Annotated in this window: 24 protein-coding genes; 11 read left to right on the top strand and 13 right to left on the bottom strand. The window is 62.7% G+C overall.

The window, feature by feature from the left end; genetic code table 11:
• Positions 1 to 235: 235 nt before the first annotated feature.
• The 7 genes from LB525_RS10370 to LB525_RS10340 form a co-directional block, all read right to left on the bottom strand.
• Positions 236 to 1207 (bottom strand): ABC transporter ATP-binding protein, encoded by a 972-nt coding sequence (locus LB525_RS10370; RefSeq protein WP_224544520.1) that lies wholly within the window; start codon positions 1205 to 1207, stop codon positions 236 to 238.
• On the bottom strand, positions 1204 to 2214 hold the full coding sequence (locus LB525_RS10365; RefSeq protein WP_224544587.1) for an ABC transporter ATP-binding protein: 1011 nt from the start codon (positions 2212 to 2214) through the stop codon (positions 1204 to 1206). The genes LB525_RS10370 and LB525_RS10365 overlap by 4 nt, the downstream gene beginning before the upstream one ends.
• Entirely contained in the window at positions 2214 to 3131 is a 918-nt protein-coding gene (locus tag LB525_RS10360; protein ID WP_224544519.1) for a dihydrodipicolinate synthase family protein, read from the bottom strand. Before LB525_RS10360 ends, LB525_RS10365 begins: the two co-directional genes overlap by 1 nt.
• Positions 3132 to 3141: 10 nt before the next feature.
• Positions 3142 to 4002, bottom strand: a complete 861-nt coding sequence (locus LB525_RS10355; RefSeq protein ID WP_411971017.1) for an ABC transporter permease — start codon at positions 4000 to 4002, stop codon at positions 3142 to 3144.
• Positions 4003 to 4028: 26 nt separating this feature from the next.
• Positions 4029 to 4988 (bottom strand): ABC transporter permease, encoded by a 960-nt coding sequence (locus LB525_RS10350; protein ID WP_224544517.1) that lies wholly within the window; start codon positions 4986 to 4988, stop codon positions 4029 to 4031.
• Between the two features lie 78 nt (positions 4989 to 5066).
• Positions 5067 to 6641 carry an ABC transporter substrate-binding protein gene (locus LB525_RS10345; RefSeq protein ID WP_224544516.1) on the bottom strand — a complete coding sequence of 525 codons (1575 nt, stop codon included), beginning with the start codon at positions 6639 to 6641 and terminating at the stop codon, positions 5067 to 5069.
• A gap of 21 nt (positions 6642 to 6662) precedes the next feature.
• Positions 6663 to 7376 (bottom strand): FadR/GntR family transcriptional regulator, encoded by a 714-nt coding sequence (locus LB525_RS10340; RefSeq protein WP_224544515.1) that lies wholly within the window; start codon positions 7374 to 7376, stop codon positions 6663 to 6665.
• 129 nt (positions 7377 to 7505) lie between these two features.
• Between LB525_RS10340 and LB525_RS10335 the strand changes: the two genes are divergently transcribed.
• The 6 genes from LB525_RS10335 to LB525_RS10310 all read left to right on the top strand — a co-directional run bounded on the left by LB525_RS10335 (position 7506) and on the right by LB525_RS10310 (position 12017).
• Positions 7506 to 8465 (top strand): Gfo/Idh/MocA family protein, encoded by a 960-nt coding sequence (locus tag LB525_RS10335; protein ID WP_263492746.1) that lies wholly within the window; start codon positions 7506 to 7508, stop codon positions 8463 to 8465.
• Complete coding sequence (locus tag LB525_RS10330; protein WP_224544514.1) at positions 8462 to 8893, top strand: Gfo/Idh/MocA family protein; 432 nt, start codon at positions 8462 to 8464, stop codon at positions 8891 to 8893. The genes LB525_RS10335 and LB525_RS10330 overlap by 4 nt, the downstream gene beginning before the upstream one ends.
• Entirely contained in the window at positions 8845 to 9456 is a 612-nt protein-coding gene (locus LB525_RS10325; RefSeq protein ID WP_224544513.1) for a Gfo/Idh/MocA family protein, read from the top strand. Before LB525_RS10330 ends, LB525_RS10325 begins: the two co-directional genes overlap by 49 nt.
• Positions 9446 to 10195 carry a hypothetical protein gene (locus tag LB525_RS10320; RefSeq protein WP_224544512.1) on the top strand — a complete coding sequence of 250 codons (750 nt, stop codon included), beginning with the start codon at positions 9446 to 9448 and terminating at the stop codon, positions 10193 to 10195. Before LB525_RS10325 ends, LB525_RS10320 begins: the two co-directional genes overlap by 11 nt.
• Before the next feature lie 7 nt (positions 10196 to 10202).
• Complete coding sequence (locus LB525_RS10315; RefSeq protein WP_224544511.1) at positions 10203 to 11141, top strand: dihydrodipicolinate synthase family protein; 939 nt, start codon at positions 10203 to 10205, stop codon at positions 11139 to 11141.
• 477 nt (positions 11142 to 11618) lie between these two features.
• A complete protein-coding gene (locus LB525_RS10310; protein WP_224544510.1) occupies positions 11619 to 12017 on the top strand; it encodes a hypothetical protein in 399 nt (132 codons plus the stop codon).
• 357 nt (positions 12018 to 12374) lie between these two features.
• On the opposite strand, the gene LB525_RS10305 is transcribed toward LB525_RS10310, so the two are convergent.
• From LB525_RS10305 to LB525_RS10280, 6 genes are read right to left on the bottom strand one after another with little or no spacing between them, the layout of a single operon-like run.
• Positions 12375 to 13634, bottom strand: a complete 1260-nt coding sequence (locus LB525_RS10305; protein ID WP_224544509.1) for an ABC transporter substrate-binding protein — start codon at positions 13632 to 13634, stop codon at positions 12375 to 12377.
• Between the two features lie 47 nt (positions 13635 to 13681).
• Positions 13682 to 14104, bottom strand: coding sequence for a hypothetical protein (locus tag LB525_RS10300; protein ID WP_224544508.1), 423 nt, complete (start codon positions 14102 to 14104; stop codon positions 13682 to 13684).
• 5 nt (positions 14105 to 14109) lie between these two features.
• Positions 14110 to 15165 carry an aldo/keto reductase gene (locus tag LB525_RS10295; RefSeq protein ID WP_224544507.1) on the bottom strand — a complete coding sequence of 352 codons (1056 nt, stop codon included), beginning with the start codon at positions 15163 to 15165 and terminating at the stop codon, positions 14110 to 14112.
• A complete protein-coding gene (locus tag LB525_RS10290; RefSeq protein ID WP_224544506.1) occupies positions 15162 to 15515 on the bottom strand; it encodes a TIGR04076 family protein in 354 nt (117 codons plus the stop codon). The genes LB525_RS10295 and LB525_RS10290 overlap by 4 nt, the downstream gene beginning before the upstream one ends.
• Before the next feature lies 1 nt (position 15516).
• Positions 15517 to 15999, bottom strand: a complete 483-nt coding sequence (locus tag LB525_RS10285; protein WP_224544505.1) for a DUF3830 family protein — start codon at positions 15997 to 15999, stop codon at positions 15517 to 15519.
• A complete protein-coding gene (locus LB525_RS10280; protein ID WP_224544504.1) occupies positions 15996 to 16730 on the bottom strand; it encodes a GntR family transcriptional regulator in 735 nt (244 codons plus the stop codon). The genes LB525_RS10285 and LB525_RS10280 overlap by 4 nt, the downstream gene beginning before the upstream one ends.
• A 127-nt stretch (positions 16731 to 16857) precedes the next feature.
• On the opposite strand from LB525_RS10280, the gene LB525_RS10275 reads away from it, so the two are divergent.
• From LB525_RS10275 to LB525_RS10255, 5 genes are read left to right on the top strand one after another with little or no spacing between them, the layout of a single operon-like run.
• Positions 16858 to 17658 (top strand): ABC transporter ATP-binding protein, encoded by an 801-nt coding sequence (locus LB525_RS10275; RefSeq protein WP_140721376.1) that lies wholly within the window; start codon positions 16858 to 16860, stop codon positions 17656 to 17658.
• The gene (locus LB525_RS10270; protein WP_224544503.1) at positions 17655 to 18401 is read left to right on the top strand and encodes an ABC transporter ATP-binding protein; all 747 of its coding nucleotides are present in this window, start codon (positions 17655 to 17657) and stop codon (positions 18399 to 18401) included. Before LB525_RS10275 ends, LB525_RS10270 begins: the two co-directional genes overlap by 4 nt.
• A complete protein-coding gene (locus LB525_RS10265) occupies positions 18398 to 19306 on the top strand; it encodes a branched-chain amino acid ABC transporter permease (protein WP_224528553.1) in 909 nt (302 codons plus the stop codon). Before LB525_RS10270 ends, LB525_RS10265 begins: the two co-directional genes overlap by 4 nt.
• A complete protein-coding gene (locus LB525_RS10260; protein ID WP_224528556.1) occupies positions 19303 to 20280 on the top strand; it encodes a branched-chain amino acid ABC transporter permease in 978 nt (325 codons plus the stop codon). Before LB525_RS10265 ends, LB525_RS10260 begins: the two co-directional genes overlap by 4 nt.
• Positions 20281 to 20285: 5 nt before the next feature.
• Entirely contained in the window at positions 20286 to 21575 is a 1290-nt protein-coding gene (locus LB525_RS10255) for an NAD(P)/FAD-dependent oxidoreductase (protein ID WP_224528561.1), read from the top strand.
• Positions 21576 to 21715: the final 140 nt, after the last annotated feature.

Here is a 21715-nt window from a genome sequence, read left to right as displayed (position 1 = left end):
CTCTTTTCGTCATGGACAGCAGCAGGCTCGTTACGCGCCCTTTGCGGCGTCCTCGATCAACCTGACCACGAAGTTGCGGCATCTCTGGCCCGGACTTATCCCCTATATTTCCAACCTCCTCCGCCCCCATTGCGGGTACAGAAACGGACACCTCCCCGCTCAACTGCCAACTGCGCGCTGACTGTGAATGTCCCAAAAACGTATCAGAACTACTCCAATTTTTAGGCTGCCATGTTCAGCCTATGTCGTCGCGAATGCATGCCTTCATACGTCCAGGAGCTATCTCCCGTAGCCGTGGCACGGCGCCGGCACAGGCAGCCATCGCTGCGGGACAGCGCGTTCTGAAAACACATCCCGACGGCGGATTGGCGGGACTTGGGATGTCGCCTTTCAGTATCTGCCGTTGCTTCCTGGCGAACGCATCTGGCGATGGGACGGCCGACAGCAATGCCCGTGTGTAGGGATGCTCCGGCCGGACATAGAGATCGGCGGCGGGCGCGACTTCCATGATGCGTCCGAGATAGAGAACGATGACCGTGTCGCAGATATATTCGACAACGGCGAGGTCATGCGAAATGAACAGCATGGTGAGGCCAAGCCGGACCTGGAGATCGCGAAGAAGGTTGATCACCTGGGCCTGAATAGACACGTCGAGTGCCGAGACCGGTTCGTCCGCGACGATAAACTCGGGCTCCAGCATAAGGGCTCGCGCGATGCCGATGCGCTGGCGCTGGCCGCCCGAGAATTCATGCGCGTAGCGGTCATAGGCATCGACCGGCAGTTCGACGGTGGCGAGCGCCTTTTCGGCGCGGGCGCGGCGCTCGGGCCGATTACCGATGCCCTGGATATCGAGGCCTTCGGTGAGGATCTGGCCGATAGTCATGCGCGGCGACAGACTGGCGAAGGGATCCTGGAAGATATACTGCATGTTGCGACGTTGACGTCGAAGCTCCCTCGCCCCGAGCTTGACGATGTCCTTGCCGTCGAAGCGTATCTCGCCTGAGGTCGGCTCGATCAGCCGCAACACGGAACGGCCAATTGTCGTCTTGCCGGAACCGGATTCGCCGACCAGCCCGACCACCTGACCACGTGGAATGTCGAATGAAATATCCTGCAGTGCCTTGACCACAGGTCCGCGCGAGAACGCTGTCGGCGGGAAATGCTTGGTCAGGTTGCGAACGGACAGATAAGGAGCCGGCGCGCTCATAGCTCCTCCCAGCGGATGCAGCGGCTCGTCTGTGTCGGCGATACCTGCAACAGCGGCGGCACGGCGGCGCGGCAGGAGTCGATCGCCATCGGGCACCTTGGAGCAAAAGAACAGCCTCCGGGCAGCATGGCCAGCGAGGGGACATTGCCGGCAATCGTCGGCAGCGGTGTGCCGGCCGCCTTCAGCACCGTTGCTTGGCCAAGTCGCGGTGCCGATCGCATCAGGCCTGTCGTGTAAGGATGGCGCGGACGGGCAAAGACTTCGGCAACCGGGCCGGTCTCGACGATGCGGCCGGCATACATGACGGCCACGCGGTCGGCGATTTCCGCAACAACGCCAAGATTGTGGGTGACGAAGAGGATGCCCATGCCGCGTTCGGCCTGGAGAGTGGCAAGCAGATCGAGGATCTGCGCCTGGATCGTCACGTCAAGCGCCGTCGTCGGTTCGTCGGCAATCAGCAATGTCGGGTTGCATGCGAGCGCCATGGCAATGGTGGCCCGCTGACGCATGCCGCCCGAGAGTTCGTGCGGGTATTGTTTCGCGCGCCGCGCGGGGTCCGGGATGCCGACCTGCATCAGCAAGCGCACCGCTTCGGCTGCCGCCTCGCGATGCGATTTGCCAAGATGGGTGCGCATCGGCTCGGCGATCTGCTCGCCGATAGTGTAAACCGGGTTCAGGCTGGTCATCGGCTCCTGAAACACCATGCCGATGTCGTTGCCGCGCACGCGGCGCAGTTGCTCCGCGTCCAGCCCGGTCAGCTCGGTGACGGAACCGTCGCGTCGTCTGATCGAGATATGGCCGTGAGCGATATGGCCGATCTTCGGCGCCAGGAGCCCCATGATGGAGAGGCTGGTGACTGACTTGCCCGAACCGGACTCGCCGACCAGCGCCACGGTCTCGCCGGAGCCGATCTCGAGATCAACGTCCTGTACGGCCGCAATGTCGCGCCCCGCAATGCGAAACACCGCACGCAATCCTGCAATCTGGAGGATCGGCGCTTCCATGATCAGCCAAGCAGGCCGACGTCGCGCAGGATCGCGTCGACCTTGGCGGTTTCCTCGGCATTGAGATCGCGCTGCGGGCGGGCCATCCTGTTGGTGGCGATGATGCCGAGGCTGCGCATGGCGGTCTTGAAGGAGCCGACGCCGGCTGAACCGGCGCTGGTGCGCCCGAGCGCGATCCAGACGATCTCGAACAGCTTCAGCAGGCGTTCCTGCTCGACGCGGGCCTCGGCATGCTTGCCGGCCTGCATCAGGTTCCACATCTTGACGTAGCCGTGCGGATCGACATTGGCGATGCCCGGCACAACACCATGCGCGCCCATGGCGAGAGCAGTATCGACCATGATCTCGGAGCCGGTCATGCCGAAGAAGCCGGCATCGCCGGCCATGTCTTTCAGCACATAACGCAGATTGCCATCGTCGCCGCTGGAATCTTTCAGGCCGGCCACGGTGCCTTCCTTGGCAAGCGTCACCGTCGTCTTGCGATCGAGCTTGATATGGACGCAGACCGGGATGTCATAGGCAATGATCGGGATGTCGATCGCATCCTTGATATAGCGGAAATGATCGATGATCTCCGGCTGGCTGGTGCGCGTGTAAAAGGGCGCGGTGACGACGATTGCGTCGGCCCCGGCCGATCTGGCGATCTTCGAATGGTTGATGACACGGTCGGTGGTCGGATCGATGACGCCGGCGAAGATCGGAACGCGGCCGTTGTTGACCTTCACCGCGTGCTCGATGATCGCCTTGCGCACGGCTTGGTCGTGGAAAACCACCTCGCTGGTCGAGCCAAGCACGAACAGTCCGTGGACGCCGCCGTCGAGCAGGTTCTCCAGCGTCCGGGTGAACGACGGAAAGTCGATGCTGTAGTCGTTGTTGAGGGGGGTAACGACTGGCGGCACGACGCCGGTAAAAAGTGCCATTTTGAAACCTTCAGTTGAGATCGGATCGGGGATCGAAAGCGTCACGCAGCCCATCGCCAATGAAATTGATGGCGAGGACCGTGAGTACGAGGGCGGCACCGGGGAACATCCACTGCCAGGGGTATTGTTCGAGGACGACGGTGGAGCGGGCAAGATTGAGCATATTGCCCCAGCTCGCTTCGGGTGGTGCGATGCCGAGGCCGAGGAAAGAGAGGCCAGCTTCCAACAGGATCGCGTTGGCGATCTGCAAAGTTGCGTAGACGACGAGGATGTCCATGCAATTGGGCAGGCCGTGGCGAAACAGGAGATGCGGCAGCCTTGCCCCCATGCCGCGCGCGGCAACGACGAAATCGCGCTCGCGCAGTTCGAGGAGGCGGGCCCTGACCATGCGCGACAGAACTGGCCACGATAGCAGCGAGATGACGAGGATTGTCGGCGCGATGCCGGTGCCGGCGATCGAGGCAAGAACCAGCAAGAACATGACTGGCGGCAAGGTCATGGCGAGATCGACGAAGCGCATCGCGGTTGCATCGACGACGCGGCCGCCGAAGCTCGCGATAGCACCGATGAGGAAGCCAATGACGGTGGAGATCGCGACCGAGCAGACGGCAACCAGCAGCGAGATGCGACCACCCTGCAGAAGCCGCGCGAAAACATCGCGGCCGACACCGTCGCTGCCGAGCCAATGGGTGGCGGACGGTCCCTTGTTCATGGCCTTCAGGTCGATGGCGTTGGGAGCGTATGGCCACCACCAGTGGTAGGTCATGACCGCTATCAGTACGGGGATCACGGTGACCAGACCGGCCCGCGCGGCGCGGTTCTCGATGAAGCGGCCGAGTGCGCGGCGCAATGGACCCTTGGTGCGCTGCATGGGTGGTTCGATCTCGGCAATCGTCATCACTCCACCTGGATGCGCGGGTCGACAAAGGCGTAGACAACATCGGTGAGAATGTTGACCAGAATGACGCAGACACCGATCACCAGCGTGGCACCCATGATGACGGGATAGTCACGCGTGCCGACGGCGTTGACCAGCAGCAAGCCCATGCCTGGCCAGTTGAAGACGCTCTCCAGGAAGATCGCGCCGCCGATCGCGATGCCAACGGTCGACCCGATCAGCGTGATGACCGGCAAGAGCGCGTTGCGGGTGGCGTGCTTGATGATCACCCAGAACTCTCGCACGCCTTTGGCCCGGGCGGTTCGGACATAATCCTGGTTGAGCACTTCGAGCAGCGAAGCGCGCATATAACGCATGATCAGCGCCGCGTGGCCGATCGACAGCAGGCATGCCGGCAGAATTAGATGGGCAAGCACATCGGAGATCGAGAATGGCGCGCCCGCGGTCTGCATGCCGCCTGACGGCGCCCAGCGCAGCAGAACCGAGAAAAAATAGAGGCCAAGCAGTGCGGTCAGGAAGGCCGGACTCGATATGCCGATGAACGACAGCACGGACATTGCAATGTCGGGCCAGGCGTTGCGGCGCACTGCGCTGTAGATACCGGTCGTAATACCGACGACAATGGCGATCGCCAGCCCCGTGCCCATCAGGAGAGCCGTGGGTCCGATGCGCTCCATCACCAGCGGCAACACCCGCACGCCGTTGCGCTGGATCGAATAGCCGAAATCCCCCGACAGAGCCGCACGCACCCAACCGAAATACTGAAGCGGCAGCGGCCGATCGAGACCGAAGCGGTCGCGCAGGGTTTCGAGATCGGAAGCCGACATCGGCACGGAAGGATTGATATATGCGTCGATCGGATCGCCAGGCGACAGGCGCAACAAGATGAAGATGAGGAGACTCAAGGCAACCAGCATCAACAGTCCTGTGGCGCAGCGGCGGGCTATGAAGCTCAGCATTGGCTTTCCGCAAGTGGATGGTGTGGGCGGGATCCCAGAGGAAACCGGCCCTTGTGGCGGGCCGGCAGACCCGCCTGCTCACTGAATGTCCCAGGCCTCGGGATGAGCGGCGTAAGGACCGCCGGCGGGCGCAGGCGTCCAGACGAAATCCTTCAGCTTATTGGAGGCAACGCCGTAGCGATTGGCCACCCACAGCGTTGCCCACGGAAGGTCCTTGTTCATCACCTTGCAAACGTCCTGCCAAGCGGCATCGAGCTTCGATGCATCGGTTTCACCGAGCGCCTTGTCTAAAGCCGCGCTCAGGTCGTCGAACTTGATGCGCATGGTGTTGAAGCCGGCGGGCGGAATCTGCGACTTGTTCAGGCCCGGATTGATGCCAGCCGGGTTCGGGCCATTCTGCAGGCCGGCATAGACCATGGGAAATGCGTTCCAGTCCGGCGTGCCTGCCTTGTAGACGATGCCATTGTAGGTCGGCGTGTCGACGACGCGCGGCACGACGTTAATGCCGACCTGTGAGAGCATGGATTGGATGGCTGCCATGACATTGGCAGCCTGCGGAGAGCCGTAATAGGTCAGCAACGTGATGGGCTTGTCGCCGTTGATCTTGTCCCAGCCCGCCTCTGCCAACAGCGCTTTGGCCTTGGCCGGATCGTAGGCGTAGGTTTCCAGCCCTTCGGGGACCAGTTGCGGCGCCACAAAGCCGCAGTTGGCTGGTTTGGCTGCGCCGCCATAGAGGCTCTCTATGATCGCGTTACGGTCGATGGCGTACATGATCGCCTGACGAACCTTGAGATCCTTGAACAGGTCGACCTGCTGGTTGAGACCGATATAGTTGACCACGTAGGAGCCGCCTTCGATCACCTTGAAGTTGGAATCGGTCTTGAACGACGCCGCGTCGTCAGGCTCGACATAGGTGAATTGGATCTCACCAGCACGCAGCGCCGCGACCGCCGCGGCCGGGCTCTCGAAATAGCGGTTAATCAGCACGTCGACTTTCGGCTTGCCGCCACGATAATCGTCATCGGCGGCCAGTTCGACATATTGGTCGGTGACGTATTTCTTGAACTTGAACGGACCTGTGCCGACCGGATTGGTCGACCACCAGGTGCTGGTTGCCAGCGACTCCGGCGGCATTCCGGCAAGAGCATGCTCCGGCAGGATCAGCACCTGCGAAAGAATGGACAGAAAGGAGGCGTTCGGCTTCGACAGCTTGATGATTACGGTGCTGTCGTCGGGCGCCTCGACCGAAGCGATATCGCCGAGGCGTGCCGCGAACAGGCTGCCGGAAGCTTTGTTCTTGGCAAGATCGATGGTGAATTTCACGTCCTTCGACGTGAACGGCTTGCCGTCGTGCCAGCTCTCCTTGACCAGGTTGAACGTATAGGTCAGCTGGTCGGCGCTCACCGTGTAGTTCTTGGCCAGGTCGCCTTCGAGTTGGGTCAGCCCTGCATTCCAGATGACTAGCGGTTCAAAATAGGTGCTGAGCCAGGTGAAGCCGCCAGTCGCGACTAGCGGGTTGAAGTTCTTGGGGAAGCCGCCGGGACCGACGTCGAAACCACCCGCAATGGTCTTTGGACTTTGCGCCTGTACGATGGTCGGCAGGCCGGTGCCGAACAGCAGCGCGGCAGCGATGGCTATCGTCTTGATGCGCATGGTTTCCTCCCTTGGCATTTTTCAGGTTGTGCGGTTTTTGGCGATAACTTGCTGGATGCCTCTGTAGTGATCGTCGAGCCGGCTACGTGCCATGTCGACATCCTTGGCGGCGACCGCCTCGACGATTTCATGATGATCGCGCCAGGTGGCGAGCGGCGTCGGATTGTCGAGATTGGTGAAATCCGAGGCCTTGTTGAACGCCACCCAAAAGATATCGATCAATGCGCTGAGCATGTGGTTGTTCTGGCAGCGGAACAGCATCTGATGGAATTGCTGGTCCTCTTCGGCAAAGCTCTCGCTGCGCTCCGCGCGCTGGCGCATGCTTTCGGTCAACCGGCGAAGCTCGTCGATGTCTTGGGCGCTGATCATCTCGATGGTCTTGGAGATCAGCCCGGTCTCGAGCACACGGCGAATCTCGCGCAGTTCCTCGACATCGCGCAGCGAGTCCTGCAGGCCATAAGCCAGATTGTCGAGTAGTGGCTTGAAGGAGAATTCCTTGACGAACACGCCGATGCCACGACGCGTCTCCAGGATGCCGATCGATTCCAGCGCCTTGATCGCTTCGCGGACCGAATTGCGGCCAACGCCGAGCTGCTGCGCCAGGAAGGTCTCCGGGGGCAACGGGTCGCCTGCCTTGAGCCTGTTCGCCCCGATATAATTCCGCAGGCTCTCCTGGACGGTCACATGCAAAAGCGGTGGTCGGCTAAGCGGTTCGATCGACTTCAATACCGGCATCTTGTTTCCTGTTTCCACTGTTGTCCGACGCCGACAACCACTTCGCTTGAGAGGCTGACGACTTGTCCTATAACCACTTGTAGGATATCCTGCAAGTGCAGGAGGAAATATCAGGAGATGAAAGTCGTTTTGGCCGGCATTAGCCATTGGCATGCCGACTTGCATCTCGATGCGGCGCGCGATGCCGGCGCTGAAATCATCGGCGTGTGGGATGAGGACGAGGCGCATGCAAGGGGCTTTGCAGCGCGCAACTCGCTGAGCGCGATTGCTGCATTCAAAGACGTTCTTGCAACACCTGCGGATCTGATCTTGCTGATGGGACATCCTTCGAACGTGCCGGCCAGGGCGCGCAGGATAATCGAAGCCGGCGTCCCGCTTATCCTTGACAAGCCGGCAGCGACCGGCACGGCGCCGTTGATGCAACTGAGAGACCTAGCCCATCAACGAAATGCCTTCGTCGGCGTGCCTTTGCCCAATCGCTTTGGCCCGGCGGTGATCGCCTTTGAGAGACTGCGAAGGGAAGGCCGCGTCGGCCAAGTCGCGCACGGCCATTTCCGCGTCGTCAACGGGCCGCCCGAGCGTTATGCCGCCGATGGTGTCGGCTGGGTGGTCGATCCCGCGATTGGCGGAGGCGGCGCATTGCGCAATCTGGGCATCCACGGTGTCGATGCAGCGCTGAGCCTGGCCAGTGGAGAGCTCCATCTCAAAGCTGTATCGATGGGCAACCGCATCCACAGGGCTTCGGTTGAGGACTACGCATTGCTGGTGCTCGAGGACAATGCCGGCGCGGTGTTCACCATTGAGGCGGGCTATACCTTCGCTTCAATGCTCCCTGGCGGGGATTTCGAATGGCGCATCGTCTCCGCCAACGCCACGCTCATCGACCGTGGCGACAAGGCGATCTGCGCAACTCTCGACGACGCTACGGTTGTGGACCTGCCGGTCGAACTGCCGGCTACTCGCTACCGCCTCAGCATGCGCGACACATTCGAACGGTTGCGGCGAAACGCTGCGCCGGCAATCTCCATAGACGACTATGTTGCGGCGATGTCGCTGATCGACGCCGCATATCAGAAGGCAGGACGATGATTGCACTAGGCATTATCGGCGCGGGCGATTTCGGCGCCGCGCATGCACGCGCAATCAAGGAGGTCGACGGCATCCGCCTCGTCGCAGCCTGCCGTGGAAACGCGACGGCGCTGGCGGCTTTCACGGCCGAATATGGCGGCAAGGGCTACACCGACTGGCGCGAACTTCTCGAAGACAGCAGCGTCGATGCCGTCGTTATCGCTGCCCCGCACGCGCTGCATGCCGAAATGGCGATCGGCGCGGCCAAGGCCGGCAAGCACATTCTGCTCGAAAAGCCGATGGCGCGAACTGTAGCCGAATGCGATGCAATCAATGCGGCTGTGGCGCAGAGCGGCGTCAAGCTGATGGTCGCCCACCTCCTGCACTTCTCGAACCTTGCATGGCAGCCAAGAAGGTCATCGAGGCAGGCGAGATCGGACGGCCGCTGATCGCGTCGAGCTGGATGATCAAGCTCTGGATGGAGCACAACCGGCGCGACTGGCACCTGCGCAACGCTACCGGTGGCGGCATGCTGATGACGGCCGGCATTCACGCGCTCGACCGTCTCGTCTGGCTGATGGGTGACGAAGTCATCTCGGTGAGCGCCATGCTCGGCGCAAAATTCCATCAACAGGAAGCGGATGACACGTCGATGCTGGCGCTGCGTTTCAAACGTGGCGGCCTGGGCCAGGTGCAGAGTATTGGCTATCGCAACGGTGCGGTCGGCTTTGCGATGGATCTCGTCTGCGAGCGCGGCACGCTACGCATCGAGATGGATCGCGGCACGATGATTGGTCGCGATACCGTGTGGACCGACCTGCCGGATTCGTTCGAGCCCGCCTGGATGCACAATGCGGTGAAACGCGAATGGGCAGCGTTGCGCGACGCTATCGTCGACGACAAGCCGGTACCGGTGACGGGCGTCTATGGGCGCAACCTCATCGGCATCATCGAGGCAGCCCACGCCTCGGACAAATCCCGCCGCGAGGAAACAATCGCTGATGCCGGCTGACATAGATACAATTTCCGAGGCCATCGCCGAGGCTCACAGGAACCCGCGTGGTCGGGTACCGGGGTCGCGTTTGGTCGACCTGACGCGCGGCGATGCGATGGCCGTTCAAGGCGCGGTGTTGAAGCAGCTCCGAGAGCGCGTGCCCGTCGCCAAGGTGGCCATGCCGCCCGATGGTATCGCGATGGCTGCGCCGATCCCCGCCGGAATGGTTATCGACGATGGCGGAACGATCGAACTTTGCGAACGCGACCTCGCCGGGCTCGAGATCGAAGTGGCTGTCAGGCTCGGCGCCGACCTGACGCCTGAGATCGCCAAAGCTGGCCGCTCGGCCGTGTTGCAGACCATCCAGCATTTCATTCTCGGCATCGAGCTCATCGGCTCTCGCATCGACGACCGGACCAAAGCCGGCCCGTTCGGGCCGCTGGCCGACAATATGGTCACATGCGGTTACGTCATCGGCAGGCAGACACTGGCGCAAGCGCCGAAGGTCGACGGTATGGTGATCACGCTTTCCAGCGACGAAGCGATCAGCCAGCGCGAGACCGCCAAATACCCGTTTGGCGACGCCCTTTCTCCCATCATCGCTTTCGCCGGAATGGCCGACGATCATTTCGGCAGCTTCAAAAAAGGCATGGTGATCACCACCGGATCGTTGTCGCCGCTGCTGATCGTTCCAAGGAGGGGTCGCATAGAGGTCAATCTTGGAGACTTCATACCGCTCTCCTTCACGCTGCGCTAGTCGGACCATGAGTGATCATCTCTCCGCCCTCCCCGAACACGCGCCGCGCGGCATCTGGGGCGCCGTGATGCTGGCCGTGGGCCTGGATGGCAATATCGACTGGAGCGCTACGCAAGAAACCGTCGCGCGGCTCTGCGCATCCGGCGTTCACGGCGTCTATTCCAACGGCACGGCATGTGAATTCCATTGCCAGACTGAAGCAGAATTCGACCGGCTGAGCGAGATGGTAGCGGCAGTCGCCGGTGCCGCGAGAATCCCATTCCAGATCGGCATCAGCCAGTCCAATCCGCGAGTTGCATGCGAGCGATTGAAGCGGGTTGCGGGATTGGGACTCTCGGGAGTGCAATTCACCTTGCCGGACTGGTGGCCACCAAGCGACGAAGAAGTGCTGCGTTTCGTCTCGGGCTTGGCCGAGGCAGCGCCGAGCACTCCTCTGGTGCTCTATAACCCGCCCCACGCCAAGCGGCGGCTGACTCTAGAAAGTATTGCCGCATTGGGCACCGCGGTACCCTCGCTTGTCGGGGCAAAACTCCCCGGCGGTGACGCCAGCTGGTACGCCGGCGTGCGGCGCGAACTGTCGGGCCTTTCGGTGTTCGTGCCAGGCCACACGCTGGCAACCGGTTACGCGAACGGTGCGCATGGCAGCTATTCGAACATCGCCTGCCTTAGCCCGAAAGGCGCACTGCAGTGGTGGGCGCAGATACGAGCCGGGGAACAAGCGGCCTTCGAGATGCAAGCACGCGTACAGGCCTTTCTCGCGGACCACGTCCTACCATTTCGGGCACGCTACGCCGTCAGCGACGCCGCCCTCGACAAGGCAATGGCGGCAGCCGGCAGTTGGAGTTCGATCAGGGCCCAGCTATTGTGGCCCTATTCTTCGGTCCCCGACGAGGACATCCCACCGCTGGCGACGGCGGCACGCGTTGCCTTCCCTGGATGGTTCTAGCATGGCGCGCTTGCCGAATGGTACTGACGGGGACACTTTGGCGAATGGGGCAGCTGCGGCTGCTTTTCGTACTCGGGCGCTATGCGCGATCAGGAAAGTCGGCGTGACGATCTCGACGCTTTCCTTGCCCGCCTTCAACGCCACCGACTCTGCGCCGACACGGTTTGGTCGGCTCGGCTTTCAGTCGCGGTGAAACCGCGGCCTGGCGGCATCCATCGGGCTGGCGGTCATGTTCGTGGGGTTCGAGAACTCACCATGGAATGCCGACGGAGGATTCGCGCGACAACGCCGAGCGCGGCGCTGCCATGGCCCGCGTAGCCGCTAGTTATGCGGAGCGGCCACTTGCATCGGCTCATCAGGCCATGGTCTCGTTGGAATTGCGTCAGCTGACCAGTGTCCCATTTTGTCCATGAGCACCCTCAATTCGGGCTGAGGCGCGACCCAGAAAGTTCGAAAGCTTCCAAGAACCCCAGGCAAATGGTTGCCGCCTCGGACATTGAGCTCACGGCTATCGCCGCGAACGTCCGCGATGGAGCGGCCAATATCGCCGGCAAAAGAGCGCCCGAACTGGACTGTCGGCGGCTCCGTCCTGGGAAACGAAAAAAGAAGAGAAGCAGAATTTTCACGTGCGATTTTTGCACAGGACGCTGGGCGACCGAAACCGAGCGCCAGGTCGATCGCGGTGAGATTCCGACCAAGTCCCGCATACCTCGCCCGAAAATGTTCGGCGAACTCATCGACCTTCATATCGACGACATGTTCAATGTAGGCAAGTCCCCTCGCCGCTCCAAGGCCGCAGCCCTGGATATGCGCCGATGTGGATTTCAGCCTCGTCCCACCATACCTGTGGCACGCCATGTGCCAGGAGATCCTTGAGCAACCGGCGCACGAACGGTTTGTCGATACCCGTATGGCGAGAAAAAGACCGTGATAGTTGTCGTTAGCAGGGTCTGCTTTCTCCACGCCAGGCTATCGCGCACAAGCTGGTTCTGGGCCTCTTGTGAGACCGGCAGCGTCAGCAGCCAGCCGTCGTCCCCCGAAGCTTACCTTGCGGCCCGGCATTAGCCTTCGGGCGTCGCAGCGATCGAGGCATAGCCTTCGCCAGGAATCGTTCAATTGCAGCCGGCCGATCCTATTCGCGATCGCATGCCGTGCAAGTGATATCGGCCCGCCTCAAGCGATGCCGGCATCAATCGCGATGAAATGCTGTCGATGCCGGTAGCACTGTCCAGCTTACTGCAGCTTGGCCTGCAGGGCATTGACATCGTCGGTGGTCATTTCACCATCGGTGGTCACTTTGCCGTCGACAATCTTCCACAACCGGAACGGACCGGTGATGTCGCCGAATTTGTCGAAGGCGACCGGACCGATGACGCCTTCATAGCGGATCGGTTTGCCGTCCTTGATCAGGCCGAGTGCCTTGGCGAACTCCTCCTTCCCGGCAAAGATCGGCGTGCCGGCCGGGTCGACCGCCTTGTATATGGCATCCCTGATCTTGGCCGGATCCTCTGAGCCGGCTATGGCAATGGCAAGGCCAACGATGGCACCGGCGTCATAGGAGCGGTCGGCCGCCGGATTCGAGGGCTCGATACCGGAGAACGCCTTGTAGTTCTTGGTGAAATACTCGGTCGATGCGGTCGGGCTGGTGCCGGACGATGTGCCATAGGCATCCTTCAAATAGTCGGCACCGACCGACTCGATGAAGTCAGGGCTGTTCATGCCGTCATTGAGCAGAAATTTCTGCACGCCCCCTTGCGATATCCAGGTGCGGGCGATGGTGGCGCCATCGACCGGCGTGCTGACGAGATAAAGTCCGTCCGGCTCGCCTCCCATCGCTGCCGTCACTTCCGAGGCATAGCTCGACTGCTTCTCATTGTAGGGCGTGTCGGAAACGATGGTGCCGCCGAGCGCTTTATAGGCGCGCGAGAATTCGGCCACCATGTTGACGCCGAAATCGTTGTTGACGTGAATGATCGCCAGCTTTTTGAAGCCCCTGTCGAGGGCGTATTTGGCCGCGGCCACGCCCTGCAGCGCGTCCGAGGTGATGGTGCGGAAGAAGATGCCGTTGGTCTTGCCCTCGCGGCCGAGTGCCGTCAGCGTCGGCGAGGACGAAGCCGGCGAGACCTGGACGATCTTGGCCGGCGCGGTGACCGAGGTCAGGATCGGGATCGACACCGAGGAGATGATGCCGCCGATGATAACCGGCACCTTCTTGACCTGAACCAGCTGGGTCGCGGCATCGACCGCGATGTTGCCCTGGCTCTGGCTGTCGCGCGTGTCGGTGACGAGATCGCAGCCGCGCACGCCACCGGCGTCGTTGATGTCGCGGAAGGCCATTTCGACAGACTTGGCGCCGGCCTGGCCGTATTCGCCGGCGGGACCGGTCAGTTCCATGACGAGGCCGACGGTGATCTTGCAATCGGCGGCCTGCGCGGCGCTGGCAATCGTGACGAGAGCGAGCGCGGTGGTGAGTTGGAGTATCGTCTTTCTCATTGTTGTTCCCCTTGAGTTGCACGAACTGGTTTGACGTCTCGAAAGTGTCAGTGTTCCGGCACCTGCAGCCAGGTTTCATGCAGATGCCGCCATTGGACGCCATTGGGCGCCAATGAACTAGTGGTGAAGACGGCACTCGACTGGCGGCGGCTGTGCTTGCCGCCACGCAACTGCGCCTCGACATAGAGGATGACGATCGTGTCGCCGTCCTGCCAGCCGGGCTTGATGTCCTCGATCGAGATGGCGAAGCCATCGTCGCATGTGGCGCGGCTGGAGCGGACATGCTCAACGACGGCCTTACGGTCGAGGATCTGACCGGTTGGTGCGATCATCGTCAAGCCTTCCCCCATGGCGGCTTCGAAGCGGCCGAAATGCACTCTATCGGCGCGCGCAGCAACGAACCAGTCGGCGAAGAAGCGATGCAGGTCGATGACTTCGGCACTGGCCCGCGAAAACAGCTTTCCGTCCATCGTTTTCAAACCCGGCCCGCGTTGAGATTGTAGTGCATGATCGAGCCGTGGCGGCCTTGGCGGTCACGCTCCAGCGCGTAGACATCGCCCTCGAGACTGGCGCCTTGCGCGATGACGGCAGCGATCCGTGCGCGGTCGTCGGCATCGAGCTCGATGTCCATGATGTTCGCATTTGCCAATGCATGCGCCTGGTTGCGGGCACCGACGATCACGGCGGCCACTCGCGGCTGCTCCAGCACCCATGCGCTGGCGATGGTGGCAATGTCGGCCCGATGGCGATCGCCGACGGACTTGAGCGCCCGCAGCATTTGCTGGAACAGATCCCAGCCGCCGAAATCATCGATAATCAGCTTGTATTTGACCAGCGAGCGGTTTTCGAGCGGCGTGGTGGGTTCGGCCACGCCAAGCCATTTCTCGCTGAGGAAGCCGCCGGCCACCGAGCCGTAGCAGAGGAAGCTGACGCCGTTTGTCTTCGCAACTGCGGCGAGGCTGTGCGCAGGCCGCTGGTCGAGCACCGAATATTGCAGCTGCTGGCTGACCACCGGGATGCCGGCGGCCAGGATTTCAGCGAGCCGGGGCGTGTCGAAATTGGTGGTGCCGAGATTGTGCACCTTGCCCTCGCATCGAAGCTCGTCCAGCCAACCCATCGCTTCGACGTAACGAGGCTGCGCATAGTCCCACCAGTGGAACTGCACGAGATCAAGCCGCTCGGTCTTCAGCCTGAGCAGCGACTGGTCGACGATGCCCCTGATATAGTTGCGGCTGATGGTGGCCAGCCGCTCGAGGTCGGGCACCAGCTTGGTGTGCACCTTCATCCTGGCCGCTGCATCCAGGCCGCGCTCATCGGCCAGTCGCAGGCGGGCGGCGCCGATCAGTTCCTCGACGCCGGTGTAGATGTCGGCGCAGTCATAGGTCCAGATGCCGGCATCGAAGGTAGCGATGAGGTCGGCCACCGCCTGGTTACCGTCGATGGCGCCATGGCCGCCGGCGAGTTGCCACCCACCGCGAATGACGCGCGAGATCTTGTAGCCTGGGCCGAGCTCGAAGGTCTTAGCACTCATCCCTCGTTAGTCTCCTTCGGCAGCGGCTCGGCCGTGGTTTCGGCATGGCTGAATCGCCGCTTGGCCAGCCTGACGATCCTGAGCCGACTGGAGCAATTGGGGTCGGGACAAGCGATCTCGGCGTCCGAGGTCATCCAGTCATTCTTCTGAGTCGGGCGCTGCTTTGCCGCAAGCAGCGGCAGCACGGCGGCAAGCGAATAGATCGAAAAGCCTTGCCCTGCCGGCATCGACAGCGTTTCGCCCTTGAGCTCGAAATAGTCGCCGGCCTTGGCGCCGCAATAAATCGGCTTGCCTTCGGGGACGATCGCCTCGACGCGAAGATCGAAGAGCTCGAAGCTGTCGTCGGTCATGTCAGGCCTCCACCACGATGAAGCTGATATCGCAGGCGCCGTTGCGGCGGATCGCCCCGCATGCGGCGGCGAACTGATCGCTCTCTTCGGCGCGCACCTGCGCCACCACGCTGCCGGCCAGCCAGCCGATCGGGAACAGAAGCCGCGCCCCTTGCCCGTAGAACAGGCCGATGTCGAAGATGGCATTGGGGTTGCCACCCCACATGTGCGGCGGCACGTAGGACAAGACGATATCGCCGGGCTGCGGCGTCAGCGTCGCGTTCTCCGCCGGCAGCGGCCGGGCATAGGCTTGGCCTTCGAGGTCGGCTGATGGAACCGGACAGGAAATTTCAGGTCCAGTCCACATGGCGTGGATGCCTGGGACGACGCGTGGCGTGGCGAGATACGCCGTGAGAAAAGCGGCGTTTTCCGGCGCCTTCTCGGGCAGTAACAGCGCCGTGACGGCAAGCTTCGAGCGTGGCTCGGTGATCCGGATAAACGTCATGTCTGATCTTTCCCAGCCGCGGATTGCAGCTTGCTGCGCAGGAAGGTGAAGGGCCGGCTGATGTCGGCGACCAGCGCGTCGCGCGCCGCCCGTGCGTCCTGCGTGGCCAGCGCCTCGACAATGCGGCGGTGATACTGGGCGGTGTCGACCTCACCGGCTTCCGAAAAGGCGTAGATGGCGACGCGGATGCATGGCCCCGATTGCAGCCACAGGCTCTCGATCATCGGAATCAGTACGGCCGAGCCACAGGAGCGGTAAATCTCGAAATGAAAGCTCTGGTTGAGCGTCACTTCGCGGTCGACATCTTTCTTGTGCTTCAGCGCCCGCATCTCATCCCATTCGCCGAGAATGGTTTCGATTGTGGAGATCTGGCGCGGCACCATGCGAGCGGCGGCAAGCGCTATCGCCTCGCCTTCGATCAGGATGCGGGCTCGCAAGAGATCGTCGAGGCGATCCAGCGTGATCGGCGGCACGCGCACCGAACGGTTGGGCAACGCCTCCAGCGCCTTTTCCGTGATCAGCCGCCCGAGCGCCTCGCGCACCGGCATCGTCGAGGTGACCAGCGCATCGGCCAGACCGCGGATGGTCAGCACCTGGCTTGGTTCGAACAGGCCGCCAATCAAGGCCCGTCGCAGTTCGGAATAGACGCGATCCTGCACCGTTTCGCGGCCCACCGGCGCAAGCTGGGCCGCGATCGTCTCGTTGTTCCTTTCGGTGGCAGTCTTGTGCATGGAATTCCGCTCTGGGCCCGGTTTTCGGCTTGCGGAGGAAATTAAAGCCGAATAGCGTGATCAAAGCAAGTGTGATCACAAATCAAAATGGGAAGGCGACAACGCGCGTCTTCGGCCAGAGGGTTTTATGAGCGAGGCAACCAGACGGCAGGGGCGGGAGAGCCGTGCGCCGGTCCTGACGGCAAGGAACGTCGTCAGGCGGTTCGGCGGTCTCGTCGCCGTCAACGATGTCTCCTTCGATGTCAAAGCCGGAGAAATCCTTGGCCTGATTGGACCGAACGGTGCCGGCAAGACGACCATGTTCGATCTGCTGGCCGGCAGCATATTGCCGAACAGCGGCGATATCTTTCTCAACGGCACGCGCATCTCCGGTGAAGCCGCTCACCTGCGCATCGGTCGAGGGCTCGGCCGCACTTTTCAGATTCCACGACCGCTGCCCAACCTGACGCTGATCGAAAACATCATGCTGGCAGCGCAGGGGCAGACCGGTGAAAGGCTGCTCGCCAACTTCGTCACGCCTTGGCGAGTGGCGGCGCAGGAAAGAGCCGCCCGGACAAAGGCGCTCGAACTGCTGGAGCTCGTCGCCCTCACCCACCTCGCGTATGAGCCGGCGCGCGTGCTGTCCGGCGGCCAGCGCAAGCTGCTCGAACTCGCCCGTGTCATGATGGCCGACCCGGCGATCATCCTGCTCGATGAACCGGCGGCTGGCGTCAACGCGACGCTCCTGGAGGTCATCATCGATCGGATCCACGACATCAATGCGCGAGGCATCACCTTCCTGCTGATCGAACACAATATCGACATGGTGGCGCGGCTCTGCCACCGCGTCCTGGTAATGGCGAGCGGTCAGTTGCTCAGCGAGGGCACGGCGGAAGCAGTCGCCCGCGATCCGCGCGTCATCGAAGCCTATCTGGGAGGCGCCGCATGAGCGTGACCGTCCTCGATGTCCGCAATCTCGAAGCCGGCTATGAACCCGGCATGCCGATCGTGCGCGGCGCTTCGATCACGGTCGGCAAGGGTGAGATCGTCGTCGTCCTCGGCCCCAACGGCGCCGGCAAGTCCACGTTCATCAAGGCGATCGCCGGCCTCGTCCCGATTACCGGCGGCACGGTTTTCCTGGACGGGAAGAACATCACCGCAGCACCCGCCCACACCATGGTGCGGCTTGGCCTTGCCTTCGTGCCGCAGACCGAAAACATCTTTCCGCTGATGTCGGTCGAGGACAATCTCAAAGTAGCCTGCGGCATCCTCGAGCGGCGGGAAATCCCCGCCCGCATCGAGGAGATGTATGCCGCCTTCCCCGACCTCGTCCGCCAGCGCCGCACCGCCGCCGGCAATCTGTCCGGCGGGCAACGGCAGATGCTCGCCGTCGCGAGGGCGCTGATCGTCCACCCCAAGGTACTGGTGCTGGACGAGCCGTCGGCCGGCTTGTCGCCAAAATTCGTGTCGGTCGTGTTCGAGATGCTGGCCGGCATCCGCAGATCCGGCGTCACCGTTCTGTTGGTCGAGCAGAACGCCAAGGCAGCGCTTGCCATCGGCGACCGCGCTTATGTCCTGGTCGAGGGCAAGGACCGGCATGAGGGCGTCGCCTTCGAATTGTGGAGCGATCCGGTCGTCGCCGAACTCTATCTCGGCCAGCGCCCCCAGCATCACAAGGGAGGCGCGGCATGAGCCTGCAATTCATCGTCGACGGATTGCTGACCGGCTCCATGATCGGCCTCGGCGCCATCGGCGTGACGCTCACCTATTCTATCCTGCGTTTCTCCAACTTCGCCCATGGCGACTTCATGGCCTGGGGAACCTATGCGACGCTGGCCGTGGTCAGCGCCATCGGCGCGACCTTCGGCAAGGTGGCGCCGATCGGGCCACTGTCCTTCGGCTGGTCGCTGCTCGTCGCCCTGGTCGTCGGCATGGCGTTCACTGCCCTGCTGGCGCTGCTGCTCGACAAGGTGCTGTTCTCGCGGCTGCGCTCGCAAGGCCAGGCAATCATCGTCGTGATGGCGAGCTTCGGCGCCTCCATGGCGCTGCGCAGCCTGTTGGAGTTCACCTTCACCTCACGGCCGACCTATTTCAGCCGCGCGATCCAGATCGCCATGCCGATCGGCTTCGGCATCCGCATCACGCCTGACCAGATCGCCTTGCTGCTGCTGACCGCCGTGCTTGTGCTCGGCGTGCATCTGCTGATGACGCGCACGCAGACCGGCCGCTCGATGCAGGCGCTAAGCCAGAACGCGGCGCTGGCCCGCATTGTCGGCATCGACGTCGCCAAGGTGGTGCGCGTCACCTGGATCGTCGGCGGCTCGCTTGCCTGCGTGGCCGGCGTGATGATTGGCATTCTGGTGCAGATCCGACCGTTCATGGGCTTCGACATGCTGCTGCCGATGTTCGCCGCCGCCATTCTTGGCGGCATCGGCAGCATCCCGGGCGCGGTACTCGGCGGCCTGATCATCGGGCTCGCCGAAGCCGGCGCGGTGCAGTTGATCGGTGCCGAATGGCGCGCCGCCGTCTCCTTCATCATCCTGATGGCGGTGCTGTTCGTGCGGCCGATCGGCCTTTTCGGAGTTGGGGAAAGATGATCGATCTCATCGGCTATGGCGCCTTCTTCCTGAGCACTGCACTGATCTTCTCGCTGGTCACGCTGGGGCTCAATTTGCAATGGGGGCTGACGGGCCTGTTCAATGTCGGCCTCGCCGGTTTCGTCGCCATCGGCGCCTACACATCGGCGCTGCTGACGACACCGGACGACCCCGCGCGCCTCGGCGGTTTCGGCCTGCCGATCCTTGCCGGCTGGGCCGGCGCCATGGTGGTGGGCGGCGTTGCCGCAGCCCTTACCGGCATAGCGACGCTGCGTCTGCGGTCCGACTATCTAGCGATCACCACGTTCGGTGTCGCGGTGGTCGTGCAACTGGTCGCACTCAACGCGCAGAAGCTGACCGGCGGGCCGTTCGGCATCGGTTTCATCCCGCGTCCCTTCGGCAGCCTCGCCGAAACTCCGCTGCTGTTCAATCTGTCGAACCTTGCTGTCGTCTCGGCTGTCACGCTGATCGCCTATCTGGCCTTGGAGCATCTGTCACGCAGCCCATGGGGCCGTGTGCTCAAGGCGCTGCGGGAGGACGAACGAGCGGCGATTTCGCTCGGCAAGAGCGCGCGCTTCTACCGCGTCCAGGCCTTCGCCGTCGGCGGCGCTATCATGGCGCTGGCCGGCGCACTTCAGGCGCATTTCATCGGCTTCATCGCTCCCGACAATTACCTGTCGATCCTCACCTTCCAGGTCTGGGTAATGCTGATCGTCGGCGGCTCTGGGAGTAACGCCGGCGCCGTTGCAGGCAGCGTACTGGTCTGGGCGATATGGGCGGGTTCAGGCGCGCTCACGAGCGTGCTCTTCGCACCGGAACAACAGGCGCGAGCCGCATCACTGCAAATCGTCGCCATCGGCGTTATGCTATGCGTTATCCTGTTGGTTCGGCCGAACGGCGTATTTGGTGAGCGGCCACGTCGGGCGCGTTTCGGCAAGCGGACGAAAGCCACAGCCAGCGAAAGTGGATCCTGAACGCAATGGCGCGGCACGAAGCGCTTTCCCTGTGGCACGCGGTCGGCCGCCACCACTGCCTCCGACCCGCGCTGGAAGATCACCTCGATGTCGATCTTGCCGTCGTCGGCGGCGGCTTTGCCGGCCTGTCGACCGCACTGCATGGCGCCAGCAAAGGCCTTTCGGTGGCTGTGCTCGAAGCAGAGATCATCGCCTGGGGCGCCACAGGCCGCAACGCTGGCTTCATCGTGCCAAACTTCGCCAAAATGGATCCGGACGCGATCCTGGCGCATCTCGGTGCCGAGCGCGGCGAGCGGCTGATCGGGGTCGCCGCGGGCAGCGCCGACCTCGTGTTCAACCTGATCGCGCGGCATAGCATCGCCTGCGACGCCGTCCAGAACGGCTGGATACAAGCGGCGCACTCATCGGCTGCTCTCGAGAGAATCCAATCCCGCGCTAGGCAATGGGCGGAGCGCGGCCGGCCGGCGGTGATACTGGACAGCCACCAGACCGAAGCGTTGACCGGCGCGCGAGGCTATGCCGGCGGCTGGATGGACCGCTCAGGCGGCGTGCTCAATCCGGTCCATTTCGCGCGCGGACTGGCCGATGCGGCCGAGAACGCCGGCGCACGGATTTTCGAGCACTCGCGTGTCACATCGATCGACCGATTGTCCGACGGCTGGACGTTGACGACTCCGTCCGGCTCGCTGCGTGCCGGCAAGGTGCTGATCGCCACCAACGCCTATGGCGGCGCGCTTAATCCGACATTGCAGCGGACCTATTTTCCGCTGAAGGTGTTCCAGATCGCGACGGCGCCGCTGCCGTCGAAGGCGCGCCAGCGCTTGCTGCCTGGAGACCAGGGTTTCTCCGACACCAGACGCAATCTTCTCACCTTCCGCTTCGATGCCCAGAACCGGCTCATCAGCGGCGGCATGCATGTGGTAAGCGCGGGCGCCGACAGGCGCGTGCCGCGGACAATCTGGCGGCGACTGGCGAGACGGCTGGAACTGCCCGACTTGCCACCGCTTGAGTATAGCTGGTCGGGGATCGCCGCCGTGGAGCCGGATTTCCTGCCGCATCTGATCGACCTCGGCCCAGGTCTGATGGCGGCCCGTGCCTGCAATGGACGCGGCATCGCCATGACCACGGCCATGGGCAGGGTGCTCGCCGAGTGGGCCGCCGGGACAGAAGGGCGCGACCTGCCGTTGCCATTTGCGCCGCCGGCGCCGATCCCCCTTCACGGCTTGCTGCGCTACGCGCCCAACATGCTGCTGCCTTGGAGCATGTTGCGCGACCGGTTTGATCGGCCCGGTTAGGACGGTTTCAATCACAGCCAGATTCAAACCATCGCCGCTCATTTCGACAGATGGAAAGCAGGTGGTCTGCGCCGCTCCCGATCGAGAAAGAAGCGCATCGCCCATATCTGTCGAGTTTCAGCGGGCGTTTCGTTCCGGCC

Origin of the sequence: Mesorhizobium sp. CA16, assembly GCF_020165175.1 — a bacterium.
GTDB lineage: Bacteria > Pseudomonadota > Alphaproteobacteria > Rhizobiales > Rhizobiaceae > Mesorhizobium.
The sequence above is the reverse complement of the archived record's forward strand: the minus strand, read 5'-3'. Positions and strand labels throughout refer to the sequence as shown.

Excerpts from the sequence above, each read along its gene's own strand:
- LB525_RS10270 (WP_224544503.1), top strand. The coding sequence starts at position 17,655 with ATGAGCGTGACCGTCCTCGATGTCCGCAATCTCGAAGCCGGCTATGAA.
- LB525_RS10300 (WP_224544508.1), bottom strand. The coding sequence starts at position 14,104 with ATGGACGGAAAGCTGTTTTCGCGGGCCAGTGCCGAAGTCATCGACCTG.
- LB525_RS10310 (WP_224544510.1), top strand. The coding sequence starts at position 11,619 with ATGGTTGCCGCCTCGGACATTGAGCTCACGGCTATCGCCGCGAACGTC.
- LB525_RS10325 (WP_224544513.1), top strand. The coding sequence starts at position 8,845 with ATGGCAGCCAAGAAGGTCATCGAGGCAGGCGAGATCGGACGGCCGCTG.
- LB525_RS10360 (WP_224544519.1), bottom strand. The coding sequence starts at position 3,131 with ATGGCACTTTTTACCGGCGTCGTGCCGCCAGTCGTTACCCCCCTCAAC.
- LB525_RS10350 (WP_224544517.1), bottom strand. The coding sequence starts at position 4,988 with ATGCTGAGCTTCATAGCCCGCCGCTGCGCCACAGGACTGTTGATGCTG.
- LB525_RS10255 (WP_224528561.1), top strand. The coding sequence starts at position 20,286 with ATGGCGCGGCACGAAGCGCTTTCCCTGTGGCACGCGGTCGGCCGCCAC.
- LB525_RS10340 (WP_224544515.1), bottom strand. The coding sequence starts at position 7,376 with ATGCCGGTATTGAAGTCGATCGAACCGCTTAGCCGACCACCGCTTTTG.
- LB525_RS10355 (WP_411971017.1), bottom strand. The coding sequence starts at position 4,002 with ATGCAGCGCACCAAGGGTCCATTGCGCCGCGCACTCGGCCGCTTCATC.
- LB525_RS10275 (WP_140721376.1), top strand. The coding sequence starts at position 16,858 with ATGAGCGAGGCAACCAGACGGCAGGGGCGGGAGAGCCGTGCGCCGGTC.
- LB525_RS10260 (WP_224528556.1), top strand. The coding sequence starts at position 19,303 with ATGATCGATCTCATCGGCTATGGCGCCTTCTTCCTGAGCACTGCACTG.
- LB525_RS10285 (WP_224544505.1), bottom strand. The coding sequence starts at position 15,999 with ATGACGTTTATCCGGATCACCGAGCCACGCTCGAAGCTTGCCGTCACG.
- LB525_RS10265 (WP_224528553.1), top strand. The coding sequence starts at position 18,398 with ATGAGCCTGCAATTCATCGTCGACGGATTGCTGACCGGCTCCATGATC.
- LB525_RS10280 (WP_224544504.1), bottom strand. The coding sequence starts at position 16,730 with ATGCACAAGACTGCCACCGAAAGGAACAACGAGACGATCGCGGCCCAG.
- LB525_RS10305 (WP_224544509.1), bottom strand. The coding sequence starts at position 13,634 with ATGAGAAAGACGATACTCCAACTCACCACCGCGCTCGCTCTCGTCACG.
- LB525_RS10345 (WP_224544516.1), bottom strand. The coding sequence starts at position 6,641 with ATGCGCATCAAGACGATAGCCATCGCTGCCGCGCTGCTGTTCGGCACC.
- LB525_RS10330 (WP_224544514.1), top strand. The coding sequence starts at position 8,462 with ATGATTGCACTAGGCATTATCGGCGCGGGCGATTTCGGCGCCGCGCAT.
- LB525_RS10290 (WP_224544506.1), bottom strand. The coding sequence starts at position 15,515 with ATGACCGACGACAGCTTCGAGCTCTTCGATCTTCGCGTCGAGGCGATC.
- LB525_RS10295 (WP_224544507.1), bottom strand. The coding sequence starts at position 15,165 with ATGAGTGCTAAGACCTTCGAGCTCGGCCCAGGCTACAAGATCTCGCGC.
- LB525_RS10320 (WP_224544512.1), top strand. The coding sequence starts at position 9,446 with ATGCCGGCTGACATAGATACAATTTCCGAGGCCATCGCCGAGGCTCAC.
- LB525_RS10370 (WP_224544520.1), bottom strand. The coding sequence starts at position 1,207 with ATGAGCGCGCCGGCTCCTTATCTGTCCGTTCGCAACCTGACCAAGCAT.
- LB525_RS10315 (WP_224544511.1), top strand. The coding sequence starts at position 10,203 with ATGAGTGATCATCTCTCCGCCCTCCCCGAACACGCGCCGCGCGGCATC.